Source organism: Streptomyces sp. NPDC018964 (assembly GCF_044390325.1).
Lineage (GTDB): Bacteria > Actinomycetota > Actinomycetes > Streptomycetales > Streptomycetaceae > Streptomyces.
On record NZ_JBIRYZ010000039.1, the window covers coordinates 19917 to 40272 of the forward strand.

The 20356-nt window shown below is 72.5% G+C and carries 15 protein-coding genes; 11 read left to right on the forward strand and 4 right to left on the reverse strand.

Going from position 1 to position 20356, the window contains the following annotated elements; genetic code table 11:
• Positions 1-587 precede the first annotated feature (587 nt).
• Genes ACH5AO_RS35895 through ACH5AO_RS35910 form a run of 4 tightly spaced genes read left to right on the forward strand, consistent with a single transcriptional unit; the run spans position 588 to position 4441 of the window.
• Complete coding sequence (locus tag ACH5AO_RS35895; RefSeq protein ID WP_398932174.1) at positions 588-1094, forward strand: cysteine dioxygenase; 507 nt, start codon at positions 588-590, stop codon at positions 1092-1094.
• Between the two features lie 33 nt (positions 1095-1127).
• The gene (gene cofD / locus ACH5AO_RS35900; RefSeq protein ID WP_398932176.1) at positions 1128-2087 is read left to right on the forward strand and encodes a 2-phospho-L-lactate transferase; all 960 of its coding nucleotides are present in this window, start codon (positions 1128-1130) and stop codon (positions 2085-2087) included.
• A complete protein-coding gene (locus ACH5AO_RS35905) occupies positions 2084-3385 on the forward strand; it encodes a coenzyme F420-0:L-glutamate ligase (RefSeq protein WP_398932178.1) in 1302 nt (433 codons plus the stop codon). Before cofD ends, ACH5AO_RS35905 begins: the two co-directional genes overlap by 4 nt.
• 54 nt (positions 3386-3439) lie before the next feature.
• The gene (locus ACH5AO_RS35910; RefSeq protein ID WP_398932180.1) at positions 3440-4441 is read left to right on the forward strand and encodes a DNA-3-methyladenine glycosylase family protein; all 1002 of its coding nucleotides are present in this window, start codon (positions 3440-3442) and stop codon (positions 4439-4441) included.
• Positions 4442-5115: 674 nt separating this feature from the next.
• Here ACH5AO_RS35910 and ACH5AO_RS35915 read toward each other — a convergent pair.
• Both ACH5AO_RS35915 and ACH5AO_RS35920 read right to left on the reverse strand, forming a co-directional pair.
• Positions 5116-6198, reverse strand: a complete 1083-nt coding sequence (locus ACH5AO_RS35915) for a sugar phosphate nucleotidyltransferase (protein ID WP_398932182.1) — start codon at positions 6196-6198, stop codon at positions 5116-5118.
• Positions 6199-6294: 96 nt separating this feature from the next.
• Positions 6295-7689 (reverse strand): peptidoglycan recognition protein, encoded by a 1395-nt coding sequence (locus tag ACH5AO_RS35920; protein ID WP_398932184.1) that lies wholly within the window; start codon positions 7687-7689, stop codon positions 6295-6297.
• 129 nt (positions 7690-7818) lie between these two features.
• Between ACH5AO_RS35920 and ACH5AO_RS35925 the strand changes: the two genes are divergently transcribed.
• The 5 genes from ACH5AO_RS35925 (at position 7819) to ACH5AO_RS35945 (ending at position 15547) form a co-directional block, all read left to right on the forward strand.
• On the forward strand, positions 7819-8580 hold the full coding sequence (locus ACH5AO_RS35925; protein ID WP_398932186.1) for a TIGR03089 family protein: 762 nt from the start codon (positions 7819-7821) through the stop codon (positions 8578-8580).
• A gap of 259 nt (positions 8581-8839) precedes the next feature.
• Positions 8840-10045 (forward strand): LCP family protein, encoded by a 1206-nt coding sequence (locus tag ACH5AO_RS35930; protein WP_398932188.1) that lies wholly within the window; start codon positions 8840-8842, stop codon positions 10043-10045.
• Positions 10046-10277: 232 nt separating this feature from the next.
• Positions 10278-12053, forward strand: coding sequence for an LCP family protein (locus tag ACH5AO_RS35935; protein ID WP_398932190.1), 1776 nt, complete (start codon positions 10278-10280; stop codon positions 12051-12053).
• A gap of 67 nt (positions 12054-12120) precedes the next feature.
• Positions 12121-13770 carry an LCP family protein gene (locus ACH5AO_RS35940; RefSeq protein WP_398932192.1) on the forward strand — a complete coding sequence of 550 codons (1650 nt, stop codon included), beginning with the start codon at positions 12121-12123 and terminating at the stop codon, positions 13768-13770.
• A gap of 178 nt (positions 13771-13948) precedes the next feature.
• Complete coding sequence (locus tag ACH5AO_RS35945) at positions 13949-15547, forward strand: LCP family protein (RefSeq protein ID WP_398932194.1); 1599 nt, start codon at positions 13949-13951, stop codon at positions 15545-15547.
• 69 nt (positions 15548-15616) lie between these two features.
• Here the strand turns inward: ACH5AO_RS35945 and ACH5AO_RS35950 are convergent, their stop codons facing one another.
• Positions 15617-16654, reverse strand: coding sequence for a glycosyltransferase family 2 protein (locus ACH5AO_RS35950; RefSeq protein WP_398932196.1), 1038 nt, complete (start codon positions 16652-16654; stop codon positions 15617-15619).
• A gap of 222 nt (positions 16655-16876) precedes the next feature.
• Here ACH5AO_RS35950 and ACH5AO_RS35955 point away from each other — a divergent pair, with 222 nt between their 5' ends.
• Positions 16877-18238, forward strand: coding sequence for an LCP family protein (locus ACH5AO_RS35955; RefSeq protein WP_398932198.1), 1362 nt, complete (start codon positions 16877-16879; stop codon positions 18236-18238).
• 19 nt (positions 18239-18257) lie between these two features.
• Here the strand turns inward: ACH5AO_RS35955 and ACH5AO_RS35960 are convergent, their stop codons facing one another.
• On the reverse strand, positions 18258-18815 hold the full coding sequence (locus ACH5AO_RS35960; RefSeq protein WP_398932200.1) for an acyl-CoA thioesterase: 558 nt from the start codon (positions 18813-18815) through the stop codon (positions 18258-18260).
• Between the two features lie 119 nt (positions 18816-18934).
• On the opposite strand from ACH5AO_RS35960, the gene ACH5AO_RS35965 reads away from it, so the two are divergent.
• Positions 18935-20212 carry an LCP family protein gene (locus ACH5AO_RS35965; protein WP_398932202.1) on the forward strand — a complete coding sequence of 426 codons (1278 nt, stop codon included), beginning with the start codon at positions 18935-18937 and terminating at the stop codon, positions 20210-20212.
• Positions 20213-20356 lie beyond the last annotated feature (144 nt).

Sequence of the window (20356 nt, forward strand, 5' to 3'; positions counted from 1 at the left end):
TATTCACTCTGCGGAACCAAGCCCAAGCCGAAAGTGTTCAAATCGTCCTAAACCTTGACACACCTGCGTGCCCCCGAGGACCCCCTCCCCCGCACGGACCCTCCGAGGGGAGGACGCCCGGGGAATCGATCTCGTTCCGACCCCCGCACCGGAGCGAACCGGATCACAGTCGGATCACGGGATCGCAACGGCGTGCGGGCGCCCGGTCGTGGGCACCATGTGTCCCGGGAAACGGCTGAGCAAACCTTTCACCTGGGAGATGAACCGGATGAGGTGAACCATGTCCCACATACCGGGTGTCGAGTTGACATGTGGAGGAGTGAACCGCTGTCCTAGTGGGCATGCTCGCGAATTCGGCACTCACCTCGACCCGCTCCGCCGGGTTCCTCGGTGCTGCCCGCGCTCGCTGTAGCTGTCGCTGTTCCGGCTGTTGAGCTCCCTCCCGTAGCTCCAGCCCCGCCGGGCCACCGTCCGGCCTCCTTCTCCTCCGCTCCCACCGGGGCCCCCTCGCCGCCGCCCGCGACCCGGGCGCACGCGACGCGACACCCTCACCCCCACCGCTTCTCCGCCAAGGAACCTCCGCATCCATGAACAGCGACAGCGACCTCCAGATCGCCGGCGACATCCTCGAAGTCCCGCACCTGCTCCAGCCCCCGCGCGAGCACCCGGCCACCGTCGCCGAGTTCGCCGGCCTGGCCCGCTCCATCGCCGCCGACCGCTCCCAGTGGGAGCACCTCGTCGAGTACGACGCCACCAGCCGCTGGTACCACCGGCTGCGCACCGGCCCCGGCTACGAGGTGTGGCTGCTGTCCTGGGTGCCCGGGCAGGGCAGCGGACCGCACGACCACGGCCGCTCCTCCGGCGTGCTCACCGTCCTGGACGGCACGCTGACCGAGCGCACCGAACGCGGCACGCGCGCGTTGACGCCCGGAGCGCAGCGCGTGTTCGCGCCGGGCTACGTGCACGAGGTCGTCAACGACGCGCTGGAACCCGCGGTCAGCCTGCACGTCTACTACCCGGGCCTGACCGAGATGCCCATGCACACCACCCCCCACTGCGAGGCGCGCACCGCACCCGGCCCGGTGACTGCCTGACGCGATGTCGTAGCGGCCTGCGAGGATGGCCCCATGCGCATTGTGGTTCTGGCAGGCGGCATCGGCGGTGCCCGTTTCCTGCGCGGTCTGAAGCGGGCCGTGCCGGACGCGGACATCACGGTCATCGGCAACACCGGGGACGACATCCACCTCTTCGGGCTGAAGGTCTGCCCGGACCTCGACACGGTGATGTACACACTCGGTGGCGGCATCGACGAGGAGCAGGGCTGGGGGCGGGCCGACGAGACCTTCCGCCTCAAGGAGGAGCTCGCGGCGTACGGTGTCGGCCCGGAGTGGTTCGGGCTCGGCGACCGGGACTTCGCCACGCACATCGTGCGGACGCAGATGCTCGGCGCCGGATTCCCGCTCAGCGCGGTGACCGAGGCGCTCTGCGACCGCTGGAAGCCCGGCGTGCGCCTCATCCCGATGACCGACGACCGCGTGGAGACGCACGTGGCCGTGGAGCTGGAGGGCGAGCGCAAGGCGGTCCACTTCCAGGAGTACTGGGTACGCCTGCGTGCCTCCGTCCCCGCCGAGGCGGTCGTACCGGTCGGCGCGGAGCAGGCGAAGCCGGCGCCGGGCGTCCTGGAGGCGATCGGCGGGGCCGACGTGATCCTCTTCCCGCCGTCCAACCCCGTGGTCTCCGTCGGCACCATCCTCGCCGTCCCCGGCATCCGGGAGGCGATCGCCGACGCGGGCGTACCGGTGGTCGGCCTGTCGCCGATCGTCGGGGACGCGCCCGTGCGCGGCATGGCCGACAAGGTGCTCGCGGCGGTCGGCGTGGAGTCCACGGCCCCGGCGGTGGCCGAGCACTACGGCTCGGGCCTGCTGGACGGCTGGCTGGTCGACACGGTCGACGCGGGCTGTGTGGAGCGGGTCGAGGCGGCCGGGATCCGCTGCCGGGCCGTGCCGCTGATGATGACCGACGTCGACGCGGCCGCTCAGATGGCGCGGGAGGCGCTGACGCTGGCGGAGGAGGTCCGGGCGGTATGAGCGGCACGGGCTACCGGGTCCGGCCCGTGGCGGGCCTGCCCGAGATCCGCGAGGGCGACGACCTGGCCAAGCTGATCGCGGCCGCCGCACCGGACCTGGCCGACGGCGACGTCCTCCTCGTCACCTCGAAGATCGTCTCCAAGGCGGAGGGCCGGATCGTCGAGGCGGCGGACCGGGAGGCCGCGATCGACGCGGAGACGGTGCGCGTGGTGGCCCGGCGCGGCACGCTGCGCATCGTCGAGAACCGGCAGGGCCTGGTCATGGCCGCGGCCGGAGTCGACGCCTCCAACACCCCCGCCGGTACGGTCCTGCTGCTGCCCGAGGACCCGGACGCGTCCGCGCGGGCGATCCGCGCGGGCCTGCGCGACGCCCTCGGCGTCGAGGTCGGCGTGATCGTCACGGACACCTTCGGCCGCCCCTGGCGCGCCGGGCTCACCGATGTCGCGATCGGCGCGGCGGGCGTCCGGGTACTGGACGACCTGCGCGGCGGCACCGACGCGTACGGCAATCCGCTCACCGCCACCGTCGTCGCCACGGCCGACGAACTCGCCGCGGCGGGCGACCTGGTCAAGGGCAAGGCGTCCGGCCTGCCGGTGGCCGTGGTCCGCGGACTGCCGCACCTGGTGGCGGCCGACGACGGCGAGGGCGCGCGGGCACTGGTCCGCGGCGCACGCGACGACATGTTCCGCCTCGGCACGTCCGAGGCGGTACGCCAGGCGGTGACCCAGCGCCGTACGGTGCGGGCCTTCACGGACGAGCCGGTCGACCCCGGAGCCGTACGCCGCGCGGTGGCCGCCGCGGTCACGGCGCCGGCCCCGCACCACACCACGCCGTGGCGGTTCGTGCTGCTGGAGTCGCCCGGATCCCGCACCCGTCTGCTGGACGCCATGCGCGAGGCGTGGATCGCGGACCTGCGCCGCGACGGAAAGACGGAGGAGTCGATCGCCAGGCGCGTCCGCCGCGGCGACGTCCTGCGCAACGCGCCGTACCTGGTCGTCCCCTGCCTGGTCATGGACGGCTCGCACACCTACGGGGACACGCGGCGGGACGGCGCGGAGCGGGAGATGTTCGTGGTCGCCGCGGGCGCCGGCGTGCAGAACCTCCTGGTCGCGCTGGCCGGGGAGCGGCTGGGCTCGGCATGGGTGTCGTCGACGATGTTCTGCCGCGAGGTGGTCCGCGAGGTCCTGGACCTGCCGGCGGACTGGGACCCGATGGGCGCGGTGGCGGTCGGCCACCCGGCGGAGGATCCGCGTCCGCGGCCGGAGCGGGACGCGGGCGGTTTCATCGAGGTGCGGTGAGCGTGCGCCTACCCTCGTAGCGGCCCCGCTTCACCTCCACCCCCGGGAGCTCCCGTGGCAGGACGTTTCGCTCCCCGCCCGACTCGTACGACAGTGCGCGGCGGGCATGTCGCCGTGCCCGCGGGAACCCCCCGCCGGGCACCGGCTCCGGCCCGCGTACGGACGTGGGTGCCGGAGGGCCCCCTGGACCTCGGGCTGGTCCTCGGGCCGCTGCGGCGGGGACCGGGCGATCCGACGTTCCGGGCGCTGCCGGACGGTTCCGTGTGGCGGACCAGCCTGACGCCGGCGGGTCCGGGGACGCTCCGGGTGACGGGGCGTTCCGGCGGGATCAGGGGCGAGGCGTGGGGTCCGGGCGCCGACTGGCTCCTGGACAAGCTGCCGGAGATGCTCGGTGCCGCCGACGACCCGTCCGCCTTCGTGCCCCGGCACAGGCTGCTGGCGCTGACCCGGCACCGGCGCCCGGGACTGCGGCTGACGCGGACCGGGCTGGTGCTGGAGTCGCTGATTCCGTCGATTCTGGAGCAGAAGGTCACCACGGGGGAGGCGTACCGGGCGTGGCGGCTGCTGGTACGGAAGTACGGGGAGCCGGCGCCCGGACCCGCGCCGGAGCGGATGTCGGTGATGCCCGCGCCGCGGACGTGGGCGCTGATTCCCTCCTGGGACTGGCACCGGGCCGGGGTCGACGACAAGCGGGCGTCGACGGTCCTGCGGGCGGTGCGGGTCGCCGCGCGGCTGGAGGAGGCGGTGGGGATGCCCGCAGTTGAAGCGCAGGCGCGGTTGGAGCTGGTGTCGGGGATCGGGCCGTGGACGTCGGCGGAGACGGTGCAGCGCAGTCATGGGGCGGTGGACGCGGTGACCGTGGGGGATCTGCATCTGCCGGGGATCGTGGGGTGGGCGCTCGCGGGGGACCGGTACGCGGATGACGCGGTGATGCTGTCGCTGCTGGAGCCGTATGCGGGGCAGCGGCATCGGGCCGCGCGGTTGATTCTGCTGAGCGGGAGGGTGCCGGGGCGGCGGGCGCCGCGGATGCCGTACGGGGACATCGGGCGGCTTTGAGAGTGGGCCGGGCCCGGTGTTCTGGGGCGTGGCCCCGGTGCGCGTTACGGGGTGCCCCGTGCCTGGTGTGTGCCGGGGGTTGCACGGCCCGGCACCTTGCGGGTGCCCCGGCGTGGGGGTGGGCCGGGGGGTGTTCGCGCGGCCCGGCGCTGGCGGGGTGCCTCCCCCACTCTCGACTTCTCCCCCACTCTCGACTCCGCTCGAGCGGGGGGACCCCCATGAGCGGGAGGTACCCCCACCGCCCACCCTCCCCCACCCTCGGCTGCGCTCGGGCGGGGGGACCCCCATCGCCCTGGGGGTACCTCCCAGGCCTTTAAGGCACTGGGGGAGGCACGACTGCCCGCGGCTGACGCGGGGAGCGGCCGTCAGGCGCGTACGGCGGGAAGGGGACGGGGCGGGGGTGGCCGCCCGCAGTGGCCGGCGCGTCCGCACCCCCGACCTCACCGGGAAACGTGATCCGCGCCGGTCCGAGGACGGACACCCCCGACACGGCCCCGACCCACCCACCGACCATGGGCGCTACACCCGCCCCCACCGAACCGAACGATGCGCCGCAGGCACCCCACCCACCGGCCCAAAAGCCGTGCCGCAGGCACCCACCCACCGGACCGAACAGCCACACCACAGGCGCAAGCCCCTCACCCCCACCGGGACGAGCAGCCGCGCCGCGGGTGTCACTGGTCCGAGGAGAAGCGGACCGCGCCCGCCGGGATCGTCGCGTCGCACCAGACGCGGGCGCCCTCGCGGAGTTCGTTGCGGGGGCCGATGACCGCACCGTCGCCTATGACCGCGCCGGTGAGCACCGACCGTTCGCCCACTCGCGCCCGCGTACCGATCAGCGAGTCCGTGATGACCGCGCCCGGCTCGATCACCGCCCCCGACAGGATCGTGCTGCCGAAGACGCGCGCGCCCTCCGCCACGAACGCGCCCTCGCCCACCACCGTCCCGCCCGCCAGCTTCGCGTCCGGTGCCACGGTCGCCGTGGGCAGCACCAGCCGGTCCCCGCAGCGCCCGGGCACCGCCGGCGACGGCGCACGGCCCAGCACCAGGTCCGCCGACCCCCGTACGAAGGCCGCCGGGGTCCCCAGGTCCAGCCAGTACGTGGAGTCGACCATCCCCTGCAGATGCGCCCCCGCCGCCAGCAGCCCCGGGAACGTCTCCCGCTCCACCGACACCACCCGCCCCGCCGGGATCGTGTCGATCACCGACCGGCGGAAGACGTACGCCCCCGCGTTGATCTGGTCGGTGACGATCTCCTCCGGCGTCTGCGGCTTCTCCAGGAACGCCCGCACCCGCCCCGACTCGTCCGTCGGCACCAGCCCGTACGCCCGCGGGTCCGTCACCTTCGTCAGGTGCAGCGAGACGTCCGCGCCGGTCGTCTCGTGGGTGCGCACCAGCGCCTGGATGTCCAGCCCCGTCAGGATGTCCCCGTTGAAGACCAGCACCGGCTCGTCCGGCCCCGAGTGCAGCCGGGACGCGGCGTTGCGGATCGCACCGCCCGTGCCGAGCGGTTCCTCCTCCGTCATGTACTCGAGGTGCAGCCCCAGGGCCGCCCCGTCGCCGAAGTACGGCTCGAAGACCTCGGCCAGGTAGGACGTGGCCAGGACGATGTGCTCGACGCCCGCCGCTCTCGCTCTCGCGAGCTGGTGCGTGAGGAAGGGCACCCCGGCCGCCGGGACCATGGGCTTGGGCGTGTGCACCGTGAGCGGTCGCAGCCGCGTGCCCTTGCCGCCGACCAGGAGGATCGCTTCTGTCACCTGTCGTCTCTGCTTCCTGCCGGGACCGGCCGAACTGTCTTTCGGCCGGCCAGTGTATGCAGACCGGCTCCGGCAGGAAGGAGCGCCCGGCCCGCCTCAGCGGCCCTGGTAGCGGGCCGCCGTGGAGCGCGCGGTGCCGAGCTTCTTGTAGAGCTTCCCCCCTGGGCACGAGGTGTTGAACCCGTCCCGGTGACCGGAGATCACGTTCAGTCGTACCTTCTTGCCTTTTCGGTAGAGATTGCCACCGGCGGACTTCAGATATGTCTTGGCGCGCGGATTCATCCCGTGCAGTCCGAGTTTCCACGCGGTGAGCCGGGCGACGGCCTTCACGGCGGAGGAGGACGGCTTCTCGGAGCCGTAGGAACCGATCACCGCGATGCCCGTGGTGCCGGCGTTGAAGCCCATGGTGTGGGCTCCCTTGACCGGCTTCGCCACTCCCCCGGCCCGGCCCTCGTAGATCCTGCCGCACTTGTCGACGAGGAAGTTGTAGCCGACGTCCCGCCAGCCCAGGCTCCGCACGTGGTAGCGGTAGAACCCACGGACGAGCGAAGGGGCCTGCGCGCACGTGTAGTTGTTGCCGGAGGCGGTGTGGTGCACGAAGGCCGCCTTGACCTTGCCGGTGTACACGAACCGCTTCTCCCGCAGGCTCTCGTCGGCCCCCCAGCCACGCCGGGTGACGATGGCGGGGCGCGGCCCGATGTACGGCTCGGCCCGCTGCTGCTCGGTCAGTTCGGCGCCGTGCAGGGTGAGGTACTCCTGCCGGGTCCGCTCGCCGTCCAGTGCGGGGATCTCCAGTGCGCCGAGCGGTGCGAGTGCGGAGTTGGCCTCGGAGGCGGCGGTCGCCTCGGCGCTCATGACGCCGGTGCGCGGTTCCTCCGGGGCCTCGTCGCCCGGATCGACGAGTTCGAGCCGCAGACCGGAGGGCAGTACCGAGTGGTCGCCGGCCCAGAACTCACCGACCCCGAACCCATCCGCCCCGGCCCCCGCGCTCTCCTCCTCACCGGGCTCCGGCTGCACCCGGATCTCCACCCCGTCCGACTCCCCCACCCACAGCGGCGCCGTGGCGCCGCGGACCCTGTCCGCGGCGTCCTTCGCGCGGCCCGGGCCGGCCGCGTGGTCGGCGTGGTGCGTCTCGACGTCCCGCCAGTCGGACCAGGCGCCGGTGTCCGCCGCCCGGGTGCGGACCCGGACGCGGCCGTGGAGTTCGGCGGCGGGGTCGTCCCAGACGACGCCGAGGAGGGAGAAGGGCCGTACCGTCCGCGGGGCGAGGCCGAGGACGGCGGCGCCGGAGGCACGGTCACGGGTGAGGGGTCCCAGGGACAGCGACTGGGTGCTGCCGGGCACGTCGGGCCGGGCCGTCCCCGCTGCGCGCGTGGCCGCTCCTGCCGTCGGCTCCGGTCCCGCCTCCGCCGCGGTGGCGGGCGGGGCGAGCGGGAGGGCCAGGGCGGCGGCGCAGGTGGCACCGACTGAGGAAGCAAGAATTCCACGCATGCCCCTGAGCTTGGACACAGTCAGACAAATCTGTCCATCGGGGATGTGACGACCTGTCGGAGCCGGTTCCCCCGAACCGGTGCCCCCGGCAGGCGGTGCGCGCGGACGGGTCCGCGTACGCTTGCGTGGGTGAACGCCACCGACCGCACCCCTGCCGACCTGCTGGGTTCCGCGCTCGCCGCGGACCCGGGACGCCCCCTGGTGACCTTCTACGACGACGCCACGGGCGAACGCGTCGAATTGTCCGTGGCCACCTTCGCCAATTGGGTGGCCAAGACCGCCAACCTCCTCCAGGACGAACTGTCCGTGGAACCCGGTGACCGGGTGGCCCTGCTGCTGCCCGCGCACTGGCAGACGGCGGTCTGGCTGCTGGCGTGCGCGTCGGTGGGCGCTGTCGCGGACGTGGCCGGGGACCCGGCGGCGGCGGACGTGGCCGTGAGCGGTCCGGAGCCGGAGTCGCTGGAGGCCGCGCGTGCCTGCCCGGGGTCCCGGATCGCGCTGGCGCTCAGGCCGCTCGGCGGGCATTTCCCGCAGCCGCCGGAGGGCTTCGCCGACTACGCCGTCGAGGTGCCGGGGCAGGGTGACCGCTTCGTGCCGTACGCGCCCGTCGATCCCGAGGCGCCGGCGCTGATCGTGGCGGGCCGGGAGTTCACCGGGGCGGAGGTGGTCGAGCGGGCCCGGGCCGAGGCGCCGGAGCTCGGTCTGACCGGGCCCGGCTCGCGGATCCTGTCGGGGCGTCCGTACGACACGTGGGAGGGCCTGAACACGGGCCTGTACGGGCCGCTGGCGACCGGCGGTTCCGTGGTGCTGTGCCGGAACCTGGACCGTCTGGGGGGCGACGCCCTGGACAAGCGGGTGGAGAGCGAACGGGTGACGGTCATCGCCCGGTGACGGCACCGCCGTCCACCGCGTCGCGAAAGCCCAGGAAGGACACCACCCACCGCGCCGCGAAGGCCCCCGCAAGGACACCGCCCACCACACCGCGAAAGCCCCCGCAAGGCCCCCCACCGGAACCGGCCCCTCACACCCCCGCCCGTCCTCCCCCTCCCCCGTCCGGCGCACCACCACCCGCCCCGCGTCCCCCTTCCGCGTCATCGTCGTACGCAGCGGCACCACCAGACGCCGTACGCAGTGAGGGGTGGACCCGGTCATGAGCGACTCCGCAGGCGCGTCCTCCGCGCAACCGGGAGGCAGGCGCGTCCTCGGCCCGGGGGCCGGGTCCTCGGCGAGCGGGCGGGGGCGGGCCCGGCGCCGTCGGCGGCGCTGGGCGTGCGCCACCGGGCTCGCGGTCGCCCTCGTGCTGCTCGCCGCCGCGGGCACCGGGTGGGTGGTGTACAGGGAGCTGGAGGGGAACATCACCCCGGACGAGGCGGCGGCGGCCGAACTCGCGCGGTACGCGCGGGAGCGCCCGGCCACGCTCGCCGAGGGTGCCCGGAACATCCTGCTGATCGGCTCGGACTCGCGCTCCGGGGACGAGAACCGCCGCTACGGGCGGGACGCGGGGACCGAGCGTTCGGACACCGTGATCCTGCTGCACCTGTCGGCGGACCGGCGCGGCGCCACCGCGGTGTCCGTCCCCCGGGACCTGATGGTGGACGTGCCCGGTTGCCGCCGCCCCGACGGATCGCGTTCCGAGCCGGTGTTCACCATGTTCAACTCCGCGTTCGCGCTGGGTGGTTCGGCCTGCACCATCCGGACGGTGGAGAAACTCACGGACATCCGGGTCGACCACCACGTCGTCGTCGACTTCGCCGGTTTCAAGGACATGGTCGACGCGGTGGACGGCGTCGAGGTGTGCCTGCGCGAGCCCGTCGACGACGAGGACGCCGAGCTGAAGCTGCCGGCGGGCCGGGTCACGCTGAACGGGGAGCAGGCGCTCGGTTACGTCCGCGCCCGCAAGACCCTCGGTGACGGCAGCGACACCAGCCGCATGGAACGGCAGCAGCGCTTCCTCGGCGCACTCGTCAACAAGGTGAGCGGCAATGACGTCCTGCTGAATCCGGTGAAGCTGTATCCCGTTCTGGACGCGGCCACCTCGTCGCTCACGACCGATCCGGGGCTGGCCAGTCTGCGGAGCCTGTACGACCTCGCACGCGGGCTGCGGGAGATCCCCGCGGAAGGCGTGCGGTTCCTGACCGTTCCGCGGGAGCCGTACGCCGGGAACGCCGACCGGGACCAGCTCGCACAGCCCGCGGCGGAGGAACTGTTCGCACGTCTGCGCAGGGACGCACCCGTACGGGTCGACACGGACGGTGACACGAAGGCGACGGAAAGGGAATCCGGGAAGCCGTCCGGTCAGACTTCTCCCGCGCCGACGTTCTCGGGCAACACGGCCGCCGAGGACACCTGTGGGTAAAGCCTTCTTCTGGGTCACGCGCCTTTGTCCAGGGAAATGGGTGGATTGCCCACTTGTGAAGGCGTGGAATTCGTCACCGGCGTCGCTACGACTCGATCAGGACCGTTAGTGTGAGCGCTCCGGTGCGTCCGTTCCTCCAGGCCCGTCCTGAGGTCCCGCACTGTGTGACCGAGACCCGAGCGCCTCGGGGGGAAAAAGGCGCCGCGTGGCCCGACGGAGGATTCAAGCGACCGTGGACTCGCAAGAGCGTGGGCGGGCGGGGAACGTCGATCCCGCAGACCAGTGGGTACTCAACCCGAGCACCGGCGAATACGAACTGCGACTGAGCCCTTCCGCACCGCAGTCGCCGGTCCCCGGACCACGCGGACCACGCCCCCCGGACACGGGCACCACCCGCGGCCGGTCGGCGTCATCGGGCCGTGCGCCCGAGCGGTCCCGCCGCGGGGCGCCGGAGCGGGAGGACCGTGAGGCGCCCGGCCGGGAGGTGCCGCCGCAGCGCAGACGCCGGGGCGCCCCGGAGGAGCCGCCCCCGGGGCGGCGCGGACGCCGGCCGGCGAAGAAGAAGTCGAAGGCGAAGAAGGTCCTGTTGTGGACCGGCGGCACGATGGCGTTCGTGGTGCTCGCCGCCGGTACGGCCGGTTACCTCTATCTGGAGCACCTGAACGACAACATCCAGTCCGTCTCCGACGACGGCGCCAGCACCGGTGGCTTCAGCAAGGACAAGGCCATCAACATCCTGTTGATCGGCACCGACAAGCGCACCGGCGAGGGCAACGGCGACTACGGCGACAAGGGCAGCGCCGGTCACGCCGACACCACGCTCCTGCTGCACGTCTCGAAGGACCGTACGAACGCGACCGCGCTCAGCATCCCGCGCGACCTGATAGTCGACGTCCCCGACTGCCCGACCGAGCAGGAGGACGGCAGCCAGGAGATCATCCCGGGCTCCGTCGGCGTCCGCTTCAACACCAGCCTCGGCCAGAGCGGCCGTACCCCCAGCTGCACCATGCGCACGGTGACCGAGCTGACCGGGATCAAGCCGGACAACTTCATGGTGGCCGACTTCAACGCGGTGAAGACGCTGACCTCGGCGGTCGGCGGCGTCGAGGTGTGCCTGGCGAAGGACATCGACGACCCGGACTCCCACCTGAAGCTGGCGGCGGGCACGCACACCGTCGAGGGCGAGGAGGCGCTGGCGTTCGTGCGCACCCGGCACTCGGTCGGCACGGGCGGCGACCTGAGCCGGATCGAACTGCAGCAGCAGTTCCTGAGCTCGCTGATGCGGAAGCTGAAGTCGAACGACACCCTCACCAGCCCGTCGAAGATGATCAAGCTGGCCGAGGCGGGCACCAAGGCGCTCACCGTCGACTCCCAGCTGGACAGCATCAGCAAGCTCAAGGACCTCGGCCTGGAACTGGGCAAGCTCAACGTCAAGAACCTGACCTTCACGACCGTGCCGGTGCTGGACAACCCCGCGGAGACGGTGAAAGCGACCGTCGTCCTCAACGAGGCCAAGGCACCGGAGATCTTCGACCTGATCAAGAACGACGTGTCGTTCACCGAGGTCAAGCAGAAGAAAAAGAAGGAGAAGGCCGCCGTCGCCGCCCGGCTGAAGGGCGAGAAGGCACCGGCGTCCGAAGTCCGCGTACGGATCCTCAACGGCGGCGCCGAATCCGGCAGCGCCCAGGAGGTCCTCGGCTGGCTCCAGGTCGAACAGGGCGTCACGAAGTCCGAGAACGCAGGCAACGCGCCGGAGGAACTGAGCAAGACCACGCTCGAGTACGCCCCCGACCAAGCCGACCAGGCGCGCAGGCTGGCCGACATCCTGGGCCTGTCCGGGTCGGCGATGAAGCCCGGTGAGAGCGTCACCAACTCCCAGGGCGTGCCCGCGATGACACTGACCCTCGGCAAGGACTTCAAGGGTGCCGGTGTCTCGCTGACGACTCCGGACAAGGCGCCCGACGACATCGACAAGTCCACGGCGGACAAGGTCAAGTGCGCCAAGTGACCTGAGCGGCCTGTTCCGCGTCCTGGAGGGCGCGGGGCAGGCCCGTTCACGGTGCGAGGGGGAGACGGTGACGCGGAGCGGTGTGCAGGAGGGGTCCCGGCCCGGCCTTCCGGACGGGAACCGCTCCGACGGCGGGCCGGCCCCGCACGGCGGTGACGGCCGGGCGGGAGGCGGACGACGGCCGGACGGCGGGCGGGGGCGGCGCGCACTGCGCTGGTCGGCGACGACCCTGTCCGTACTGATACTCGGAACGGCCGGCGTCGGCCGCCTGTACTACGACCATCTGAACGACAACATCGAGAAGGGTGAGCGCAGCAGCGGTGACTCCAAGGCATACAGGGCCGAGCCGAACGCGGCCGGGCAGACGCCGCTGAACATCCTGCTGATCGGCTCCGACAGCCGCGCCTCCGACGAGAACGTCGCCCTGGGCGGCGGCCGGGACACCCGCGGCAACCCGCCGCTGGGCGATGTGCAGATGCTGATCCACCTCGCCGCCGACCGCGAGAGCGCGGCCGTGGTGAGCATCCCGCGCGACACCCGGGTCGACATCCCCGAGTGCACCGACCCGAGGACCGGGGACACCTATCCGGCGGTCAACGACATCATCAACACCTCGCTGGCCCGCGGCGGTCCCGGCTGCACGCTGGCCACCTGGCAGAACCTCACCGGCGTCTACGTCGACCACTGGATGACGATCGACTTCGCCGGTGTGGTGAGCATGGCCGACGCCATCGGCGGCGTCGAGGTCTGCGTCAACCAGAACGTGTGGGACCGTCCGCTGCCCGGCGTGCCCGGCGGTTCCGGCCTGAAGATGAGGGCCGGCTCCGAGAAGGTCGAGGGCGAGCGGGCGCTGCAGTGGCTGCGCACCCGGCACGCCTGGGGCAGTGACCTGCTGCGGGCCCGGGCGCAGCACATGTACATGAACTCGATGATCCGCACCCTGCGGGACCAGAACGTGTTCACCGACACGGGCAGGCTGATGGGCCTGGCCGAGGCGGCAACCAGCTCGCTGACGGTCTCCGAGGAGATCGGCTCGGTGAAGGAGCTGTACGACCTGGGGATGCAGCTGAGGACGGTGCCGCCGGACCGCATCACCATGACGACGCTGCCCACGGTCGAGGACCCGCAGAACCGCAACCACCTGGTCACGGCCGGCGCGGACGCCGAACGGATGTGGACCATGCTCCGCGACGACGTGGCCTTCGACGGCAAGGGCGACAAGAGCGACGGGACCGGCGGGAGCGACAAGGCCGGGAAGGGCGACGAGGGCGGGGCGAAGGCCTCCGCCGACCCTGCCGCGCCGGACGGCGAGATCGGCGTCCTGGTGCGGAACGCCACCCGGTCCGCGACCCTCGGTCCCGTCAGCGGCCGGGCGGGCGCGATCGCCCGGTCCCTGGTGGCGAAGGGCTTCACCCGCGCCGCGCCGGACACCTCCCGCGCGCTCGCCGAGGAGCGGACCGTCGTGCGCTACCCGGACGCCGCCTCGCGGGGGGACGCCCGGCGGGTGGCCGAGTCGCTCGGCATCCCCGCGGACTCCGTCAGGCAGTCCGCCGACGTCTCCGGTGTCACGGTCGTGGTCGGCGCGGACTGGCGTGAGGGCACGGCCTATCCGGACCGGTCGCCGTCCGGCGCCGGCGGTCTGCCGGAGGGCGCCGACGCCCTCGACGCCGCGGAGACGGACCCGTGCATGGACGTGTACGAGCCCTACCGCTGGTAGCCGGACTCCCCGGGATTTCCGCGGGGTTCCCGCCGTCCGGCGGACGGCGCGGGAAGCTTGCGTAACTTGTTGAAGTCGGTTGGACCACCGGGGCAACTGACGGGCCCGTCGTGCGTCTAACAGGACGCAGGACGGGCCTGCTTCACGATGCGAGGGGTTGCCAGGGGTGGGGAGGACGGTGACGCGGAACGCCGCGCCGGAGACGCTCGGTGACGGCGGACGTGAGGTGGACCCGGACGAGAGTCCGTCCGAGAGCGGGAGCGGGGGTGAGGGCGAGAGCGCGGACCGTCCCCGTCCGCGCCGCGCGCGCCGGCTGCTCAAGTGGTTCGCCGCGGTCCTCGCCCTGCTCATAGCCGGCACGGCCGGGGCGGGCTACCTCTACTACCGGCAGCTGAACGACAACATCAAGAAGGACGTCCTGAACCTGGGCGACAGCAAGGTCGCCGAGCCGACGCCGAACGCGGCCGGGCAGACCCCGCTGAACATCCTGCTCATCGGCAGCGACGCGCGGGACTCCGAGGAGAACCAGAAGCTCGGCGGCGCCCGCGAGACGTTCGGCTCCACCCCGCTCGCCGACGTGCAGATGCTGGTGCACCTGTCCGCCGACCGGTCCAACATGTCCGTGGTCAGCATGCCGCGCGACACCCTGGTCGAGATCCCCAAGTGCACCGACCCGGACGACGGGACGGTGTACCCGGCGAGCGACGGACGCACGATGACCAACCAGAGCCTCGGGCACGGCGGCCCCGGCTGCACCGTGGCCACCTGGCAGGAGCTCACCGGCATCCACATCGACCACTTCGTCATGGTCGACTTCGCGGGCGTGGTGTCCATGGCGGACGCGGTCGGCGGTGTCCCGGTGTGCGTCGACGCCAACATCCACTCCCGCGACAGCCAGGGCCACGGCTCCGGACTGAAACTGGAGAAGGGCACCCATGCGGTGAAGGGCGAGCAGGCCCTGCAGTGGCTGCGCACGCGCTACGGCTTCGAGGACGGAAGCGACCTCGCCCGCGCCAAGGCGCAGCACATGTACATGAACTCGCTGGTCCGGCAGCTGCGGGAGAACGCCACCCTGAGCAACCCCAACAAACTGCGCCGGCTGGCCGAGAAGGCGACCGAGGCGCTCACCGTCGACCCCGGGCTCGACACCGTGAAGAAGCTGTACGACCTGAGCACCGAGCTGCGCAAGGTGGAGCCGAAGCGCATCACCATGACCACGATGCCCAACCGGTACGTGGGCGCCCGCGTGGAGCCGACCGAGGACGCCGAGAAGTTGTTCCGCCTGGTACGTGAGGACATCGCCCTCGACGGCAAGGACGCGAAGCCGGTGAAAGCCGAGCCGAAGGCCCCGGCGGACCCGGCCGCCGACGACGCCGACATCGCCGTACAGGTACTCAACGGCACCCTCACCGACACCCTCGCCGCCGTTCCGGGGCGGACCAGCGCGGTCGCCGGTGCGCTGGAGGAGAAGGGCTTCACCGGGGCGACCGCCGACACCACCGGCGCCCTCAGCGAGAAGCGGACGGTGGTGCGGTATCCGAGCGCCGACCTGGAGGGCGACGCCCGGCGCGTCGCCGACGCCCTCGGCATTCCGGCGAGTTCGGTGAAGCGGTCCACCGACGTGTCCGGCGTCACGCTCGTGGTGGGCGCCGACTGGCGCGAGGGGACGACGTACGAGGTGCCCGAGGAGGACAACACCACGCCCGAGTCGGCGGAGGCGCTCAACGGGGCCGACGACAAGGCGTGCATGCACGTCAGCCCGGGCTTCACCTGGTGAGCGCACCCCGGGCGTGAACGCGACGAGCCCCTTCCCGGCCGGGAAGGGGCCCGCGTGCGGCGGGGGACGTCAGGAGGCCGGCGTGTCCGCGTGGACGGCGGGTCGCCGTGAGGCGATGACCTTCTTCGCCAGTGCGCGCGGGCTGGTCAGGAAGCCCCAGCCCCACGACATGTGCATGGTGGCCAGCGCCACCGGGATCTGCAGCCGTGCCTTGAGCGGCAGTCCCCGTCCGGCCGGTACGGACCCCAGTGCGATCGCCGCGAGGTAGCCGCCGGGCACCACGAAGCCCCACGGCGTCAGCGCGGCGCCCACCACGATCCCGGCCGCGATCGCGCACACCGCGGCCGGCGGGGCGAGGTAGCGCAGGTTGATGGAGCCGGCGTGGTAGCGGGCCACGACGTGCCGCCAGCGGCCGTAGTCCTTGTACTGCTTGGCCAGCGCCCGCACGCTCGGCCGGGGCCGGTACGACACCTTCAGCTCCGGCGAGAACCAGATCAGCCCGCCGGCCTCACGGATGCGGAAGTTCAGCTCCCAGTCCTGGGCGCGGATGAACTCCACGTTGTACCCGCCCTGCTGCTCCAGCGCCTCGCGCCGGAACACGCCCAGGTACACCGTCTCGGCGGGGGCGGCCTCGCCGCCGGTGTGGAAGGCGGCGTTGCCCACTCCTATCTTCGAGGTCATCGCGGCCGCGACGGCGCGCTCCCAGTCGTTCTCCCCCTCGGCGTGCATGATGCCGCCGACGTTCTGCGCGCCGGTCTCCTCCAGGAGCCGTACGGCGGTCGCGATGTAGTTCGGGGAGAGCATCCCGTGCCCGTCGACGCGGACCACGACCGGGTGGCGCGAGGCCTTGATCGCCGCGTTGAGGGCGGCCGGGGTGCGGCCGGTCGGATTGGGCACGGTGCGCACCCGCGGGTCCTCGGCCACGAGCTCGGCGGCGATCTCGTCCGTGCGGTCCGTGGACGGACCGAGGGCGATCACGACCTCCATCTCGCCGGCGTACTCCTGGGCGAGGATCGCGCGGACGGCGCCGCGCAGATGCCGCTCCTCGTTGAGGACGGGCATGATCACGGAAACGGCGGGGAGCCGCACGTCGGGATTGGCGTTCATAGGGCCCTCACGTTACCGCGAACGGGGGACACCGCCGCGCGTGCCGGGGGCGATGTACCGGGCCGCAGATCGTACCGGCCTACCGTGCTCACGATCCCACGCACGGCCGTCGTCCGGAGGTGTCCCCCCTTGCCCACGCCGCCGCGGTCCCCCCGGCCCCGCACCGCACCGCAGCGTCCGTCGCGGCCCCCCGCGCCGCCGCGCGGGAAGCCGCACTGGGCCGTGCGCGGCGTCATCACGCTGTCGGTCGTGGTGCTCGCCGCCGCGGGGATCGGGCACGCGGTGATGAGCGGCCTCGACGAGGACATCGCCCGGGTCGACCCGTTCCACGACATGAAGAACCGGCCCGAGGCCGGTCACGGCATGAACATCCTGCTGGTCGGCACCGACGGCCGGGAGGGGGTCGGCGCCCGGGAGCGGGAGAGGTACCGGCTCGGCGGGACGCCCTGCCACTGCACCGACACGATCATGATCGTGCACATCTCGGCGGACCGCGACCGTGCCACCGTGGTCAGCCTGCCCCGCGACTCGTACGCCGTGACGCCCCCGCACACCGACCGCGTCAGCGGCGAGCGGCACGGGGGGCACCCGCTCAAGCTGAACGCGGCGTACGCGGAGGGCGGCCCCGGGCTGACCGTGCGCACGGTCGAGAAGATGACCCGGGTGAAGATCGACCACTACCTGGAGGTCGACTTCACCAGCTTCATGAAGACCGTGGACGTGGTCGGCGGCGTCGAGATCTGCACCGGCGCGCCGCTGAAGGACAGCCGCACCGGCCTCGACCTGCCCGCCGGCCGGCACACCCTCGAAGGCGGCCAGGCCCTGCAGTACGTCCGCGCCCGGCACGTCGACGGCACCTCCGACCTCAGCCGGATGAGGCGCCAGCAGCACTTCATGGCGGCCCTGGTGGACCGGGTCACCTCCTCCGGCGTCCTGCTGCACCCGATGAGGTTCCGGGACGTGACCCGGGCGGTGCTCGGCTCGGTCCGCGCCGACAAGGGCTTCGGCACCGGCGAACTCCTGGCCCTCGGCCGGGCGATGCGGAACTTCTCGCCCTCCTCCTCCGAGTTCACCACCGTGCCGATCGCCGACATGAAGCACTCCGTGAAGGGCGTCGGCTCGACGCTGAAGTGGGACGCCGAGAAGTCCGGACGCATCTTCGACGCGCTGCGCCGGGACGAGCCGCTCTCCGCGCACCTCACCCCCGACCCGAGGCCCCGCGTCCCGGTGGACCCCCGGCAGGTCCGCGTCCAGGTCGAGAACGGCACCCGCACCACGGGCCTCGGCCGGCGGGTGGACGCCGCGCTGGCGGCGACCGGCTTCGCCACCACCCGTGCCCCGGTCAACGCGGCGGACCAGGACGTGCGGCGGACGGTCGTCGCCTACGACCCCCGCTGGGACCGCTCCGCGAAGTCCCTCGCGGCGGCCCTTCCCGGCAGCGAGCTGCGCGCGGTGGAGGGCCAGGGCGCCACCCTGAAGGTGATCGCGGGCGCCGACTTCGAAGAGGTCCGCGAAGTGCGGGCGCAGGACCCGGGGCGGGGCGAGTTCGGGGTGGTGCGGGGCGACCAGGTGGGCTGCTCCTGAGCCCCGTCCCGTCCGCGGACTAGTCCTCGAAGCCCTCGGCGGCCCGCTTCTCCCGCAGTTCCACGATCGCCCGGCGGCGGGCCAGGCGGTGGGCGCGGCGGATCTGGGCCTCCTGGTAGCGGCGCCTGTCCCGCTCGGTCTCCGGTATCACCGGCGGCACCCGGCGCGGCTTGCCGTCGGCGTCGACGGCCGCGAAGACGAGGTACGCCGAGCCGACCTGGGTGGGCGGCGCGGACTCGTTCCAGCGCTCGGCCAGTACCCGCACCCCGACCTCCATCGAGGTCCGTCCGGTCCAGTTGACCTGGGCCTTCACATGGACCAGGTCACCGACGCGGACCGGTTCCAGGAAGGCCATCTCGTCCATGGAGGCGGTGACGGCAGGCCCTCCGGAGTGCCGTCCGGCGACGGCGCCCGCGGCGTCGTCGACCAGCTTCATGATCACTCCGCCGTGCACCGTGCCCAGCAGGTTGGTGTCGTTGTGGGTCATGATGTGGCTGAGGGTCGTACGGGACGCGGAGGTGGGCTTGCCCGGGATGTCCGGGATCCGCGTTGCCGCGTCGGGGGCCTGGTCTGTCATGGCCTCTACCTTATGCCGAGGCCACATCTGCGGAATTTGTGTCAGCTTCGCAACAGCGGGGCCCTGATTTTCCGACGACCCTTGTATGGCGCACAGCCGGGACCTGCACACTGTCTTCCATGACTGATTGGCCCGAGGCACGGTCCGACGACAACCGCGGCGGACGTTACGGACGCGGCAGCGCGAGCGCACAGCCCGAGGGCGCCCGTGTCATGCGGCAGGTCCGCCGCGGCCCGGCGGCCCCTCCCGGGCAGGGCGCGTACGGCGGGGTCCCGCAGCAGCCGTCGTACGTGGACGGACACGGCAACGGCGGCGGCTACGACAGCGGCTACAACACCGGCCAGGTCTACGGCACGCCCGGCGGCGGTGGCCCCGGCGGGCCGGGCGGCGACGGCGGCTACGCCTCGCAGCGCCCCGCGCCCGACTGGCGCCGCCGCGTCAAGTGGACGGCGATCACCGTCGCCACCGTGCTGGTCGTGACGACCGTCGGTACCTACTTCTGGGCCGACTCCAAGCTCAACCGCGAGGTCGACCTGTCGAAGGTGATCGAGCGGCCCGAGAAGGGCGAGGGCACCAACTACCTCATCGTCGGCTCCGACAGCCGCGAGGGCATGACCGCCGAGGACAAGAAGAAGCTGCACACCGGGTCCGCCGACGGCAAGCGCACGGACTCGATGATGATCCTGCACACCGGCGACAACGGCCCCACCCTGATCTCGCTGCCCCGGGACTCCAACGTCGAGATCCCGTCCTTCGTGGGCTCCGAGTCGGGCAAGACCTACCCCGGCACCGGCCGGCAGGTGAAGCTCAACGCCGCCTACGCCGAGGACGGGCCCGAACTGCTGGTCCGCACGGTCGAGTTCAACACCGGCCTGCACATCGACCACTACGTGGAGATCGGCTTCGGCGGCTTCGCGAGCATCGTGGACGCGGTCGGCGGCGTCGAGATCGACATCCCGCAGGACATCAAGGACACCAAGTCCGGCGCCGACCTGAAGAAGGGCAAGCAGACCCTGAACGGAGAGGAGGCCCTCGCCTTCGTCCGCACCCGGTACGCGCTGGCGGGCTCCGACCTGGACCGTACGAAGAACCAGCAGAAGTTCCTCTCCGCCCTCGCCAACCAGGTGGCCACGCCGGGCACGGTCCTCAACCCCTTCAAGCTCTACCCGACCATGGGCGCGGGCCTGGACTCCCTGATCGTCGACAAGGAGATGGGCCTGTTCGACCTCGCCGACATGTTCTGGTCGATGAAGGGCGTCAGCGGCGGCGAGGGCACGTCCATGAACATGCCGATCGCGGGCTCCACCGGCGGCAACCTGCTCTGGGACAAGGCGAAGGTGAAGCAGCTGGTGAGCGAGTTGAACAACGACGAGAAGGTCACCGTCAAGGGCAACTGAGACCGGCCGCGAGCAGGCCGTGGGGGCCCCCCCCCGGGGGGCCCCCCCCCCCGGGGGCGGGGGGGGGCCCCCCGGGGGGGCCCCCCCGCGCGGGCCCCAAAGGGGCCGCCGGGGCCCGGCGCCCCCCCCCCCCGCCACCACACC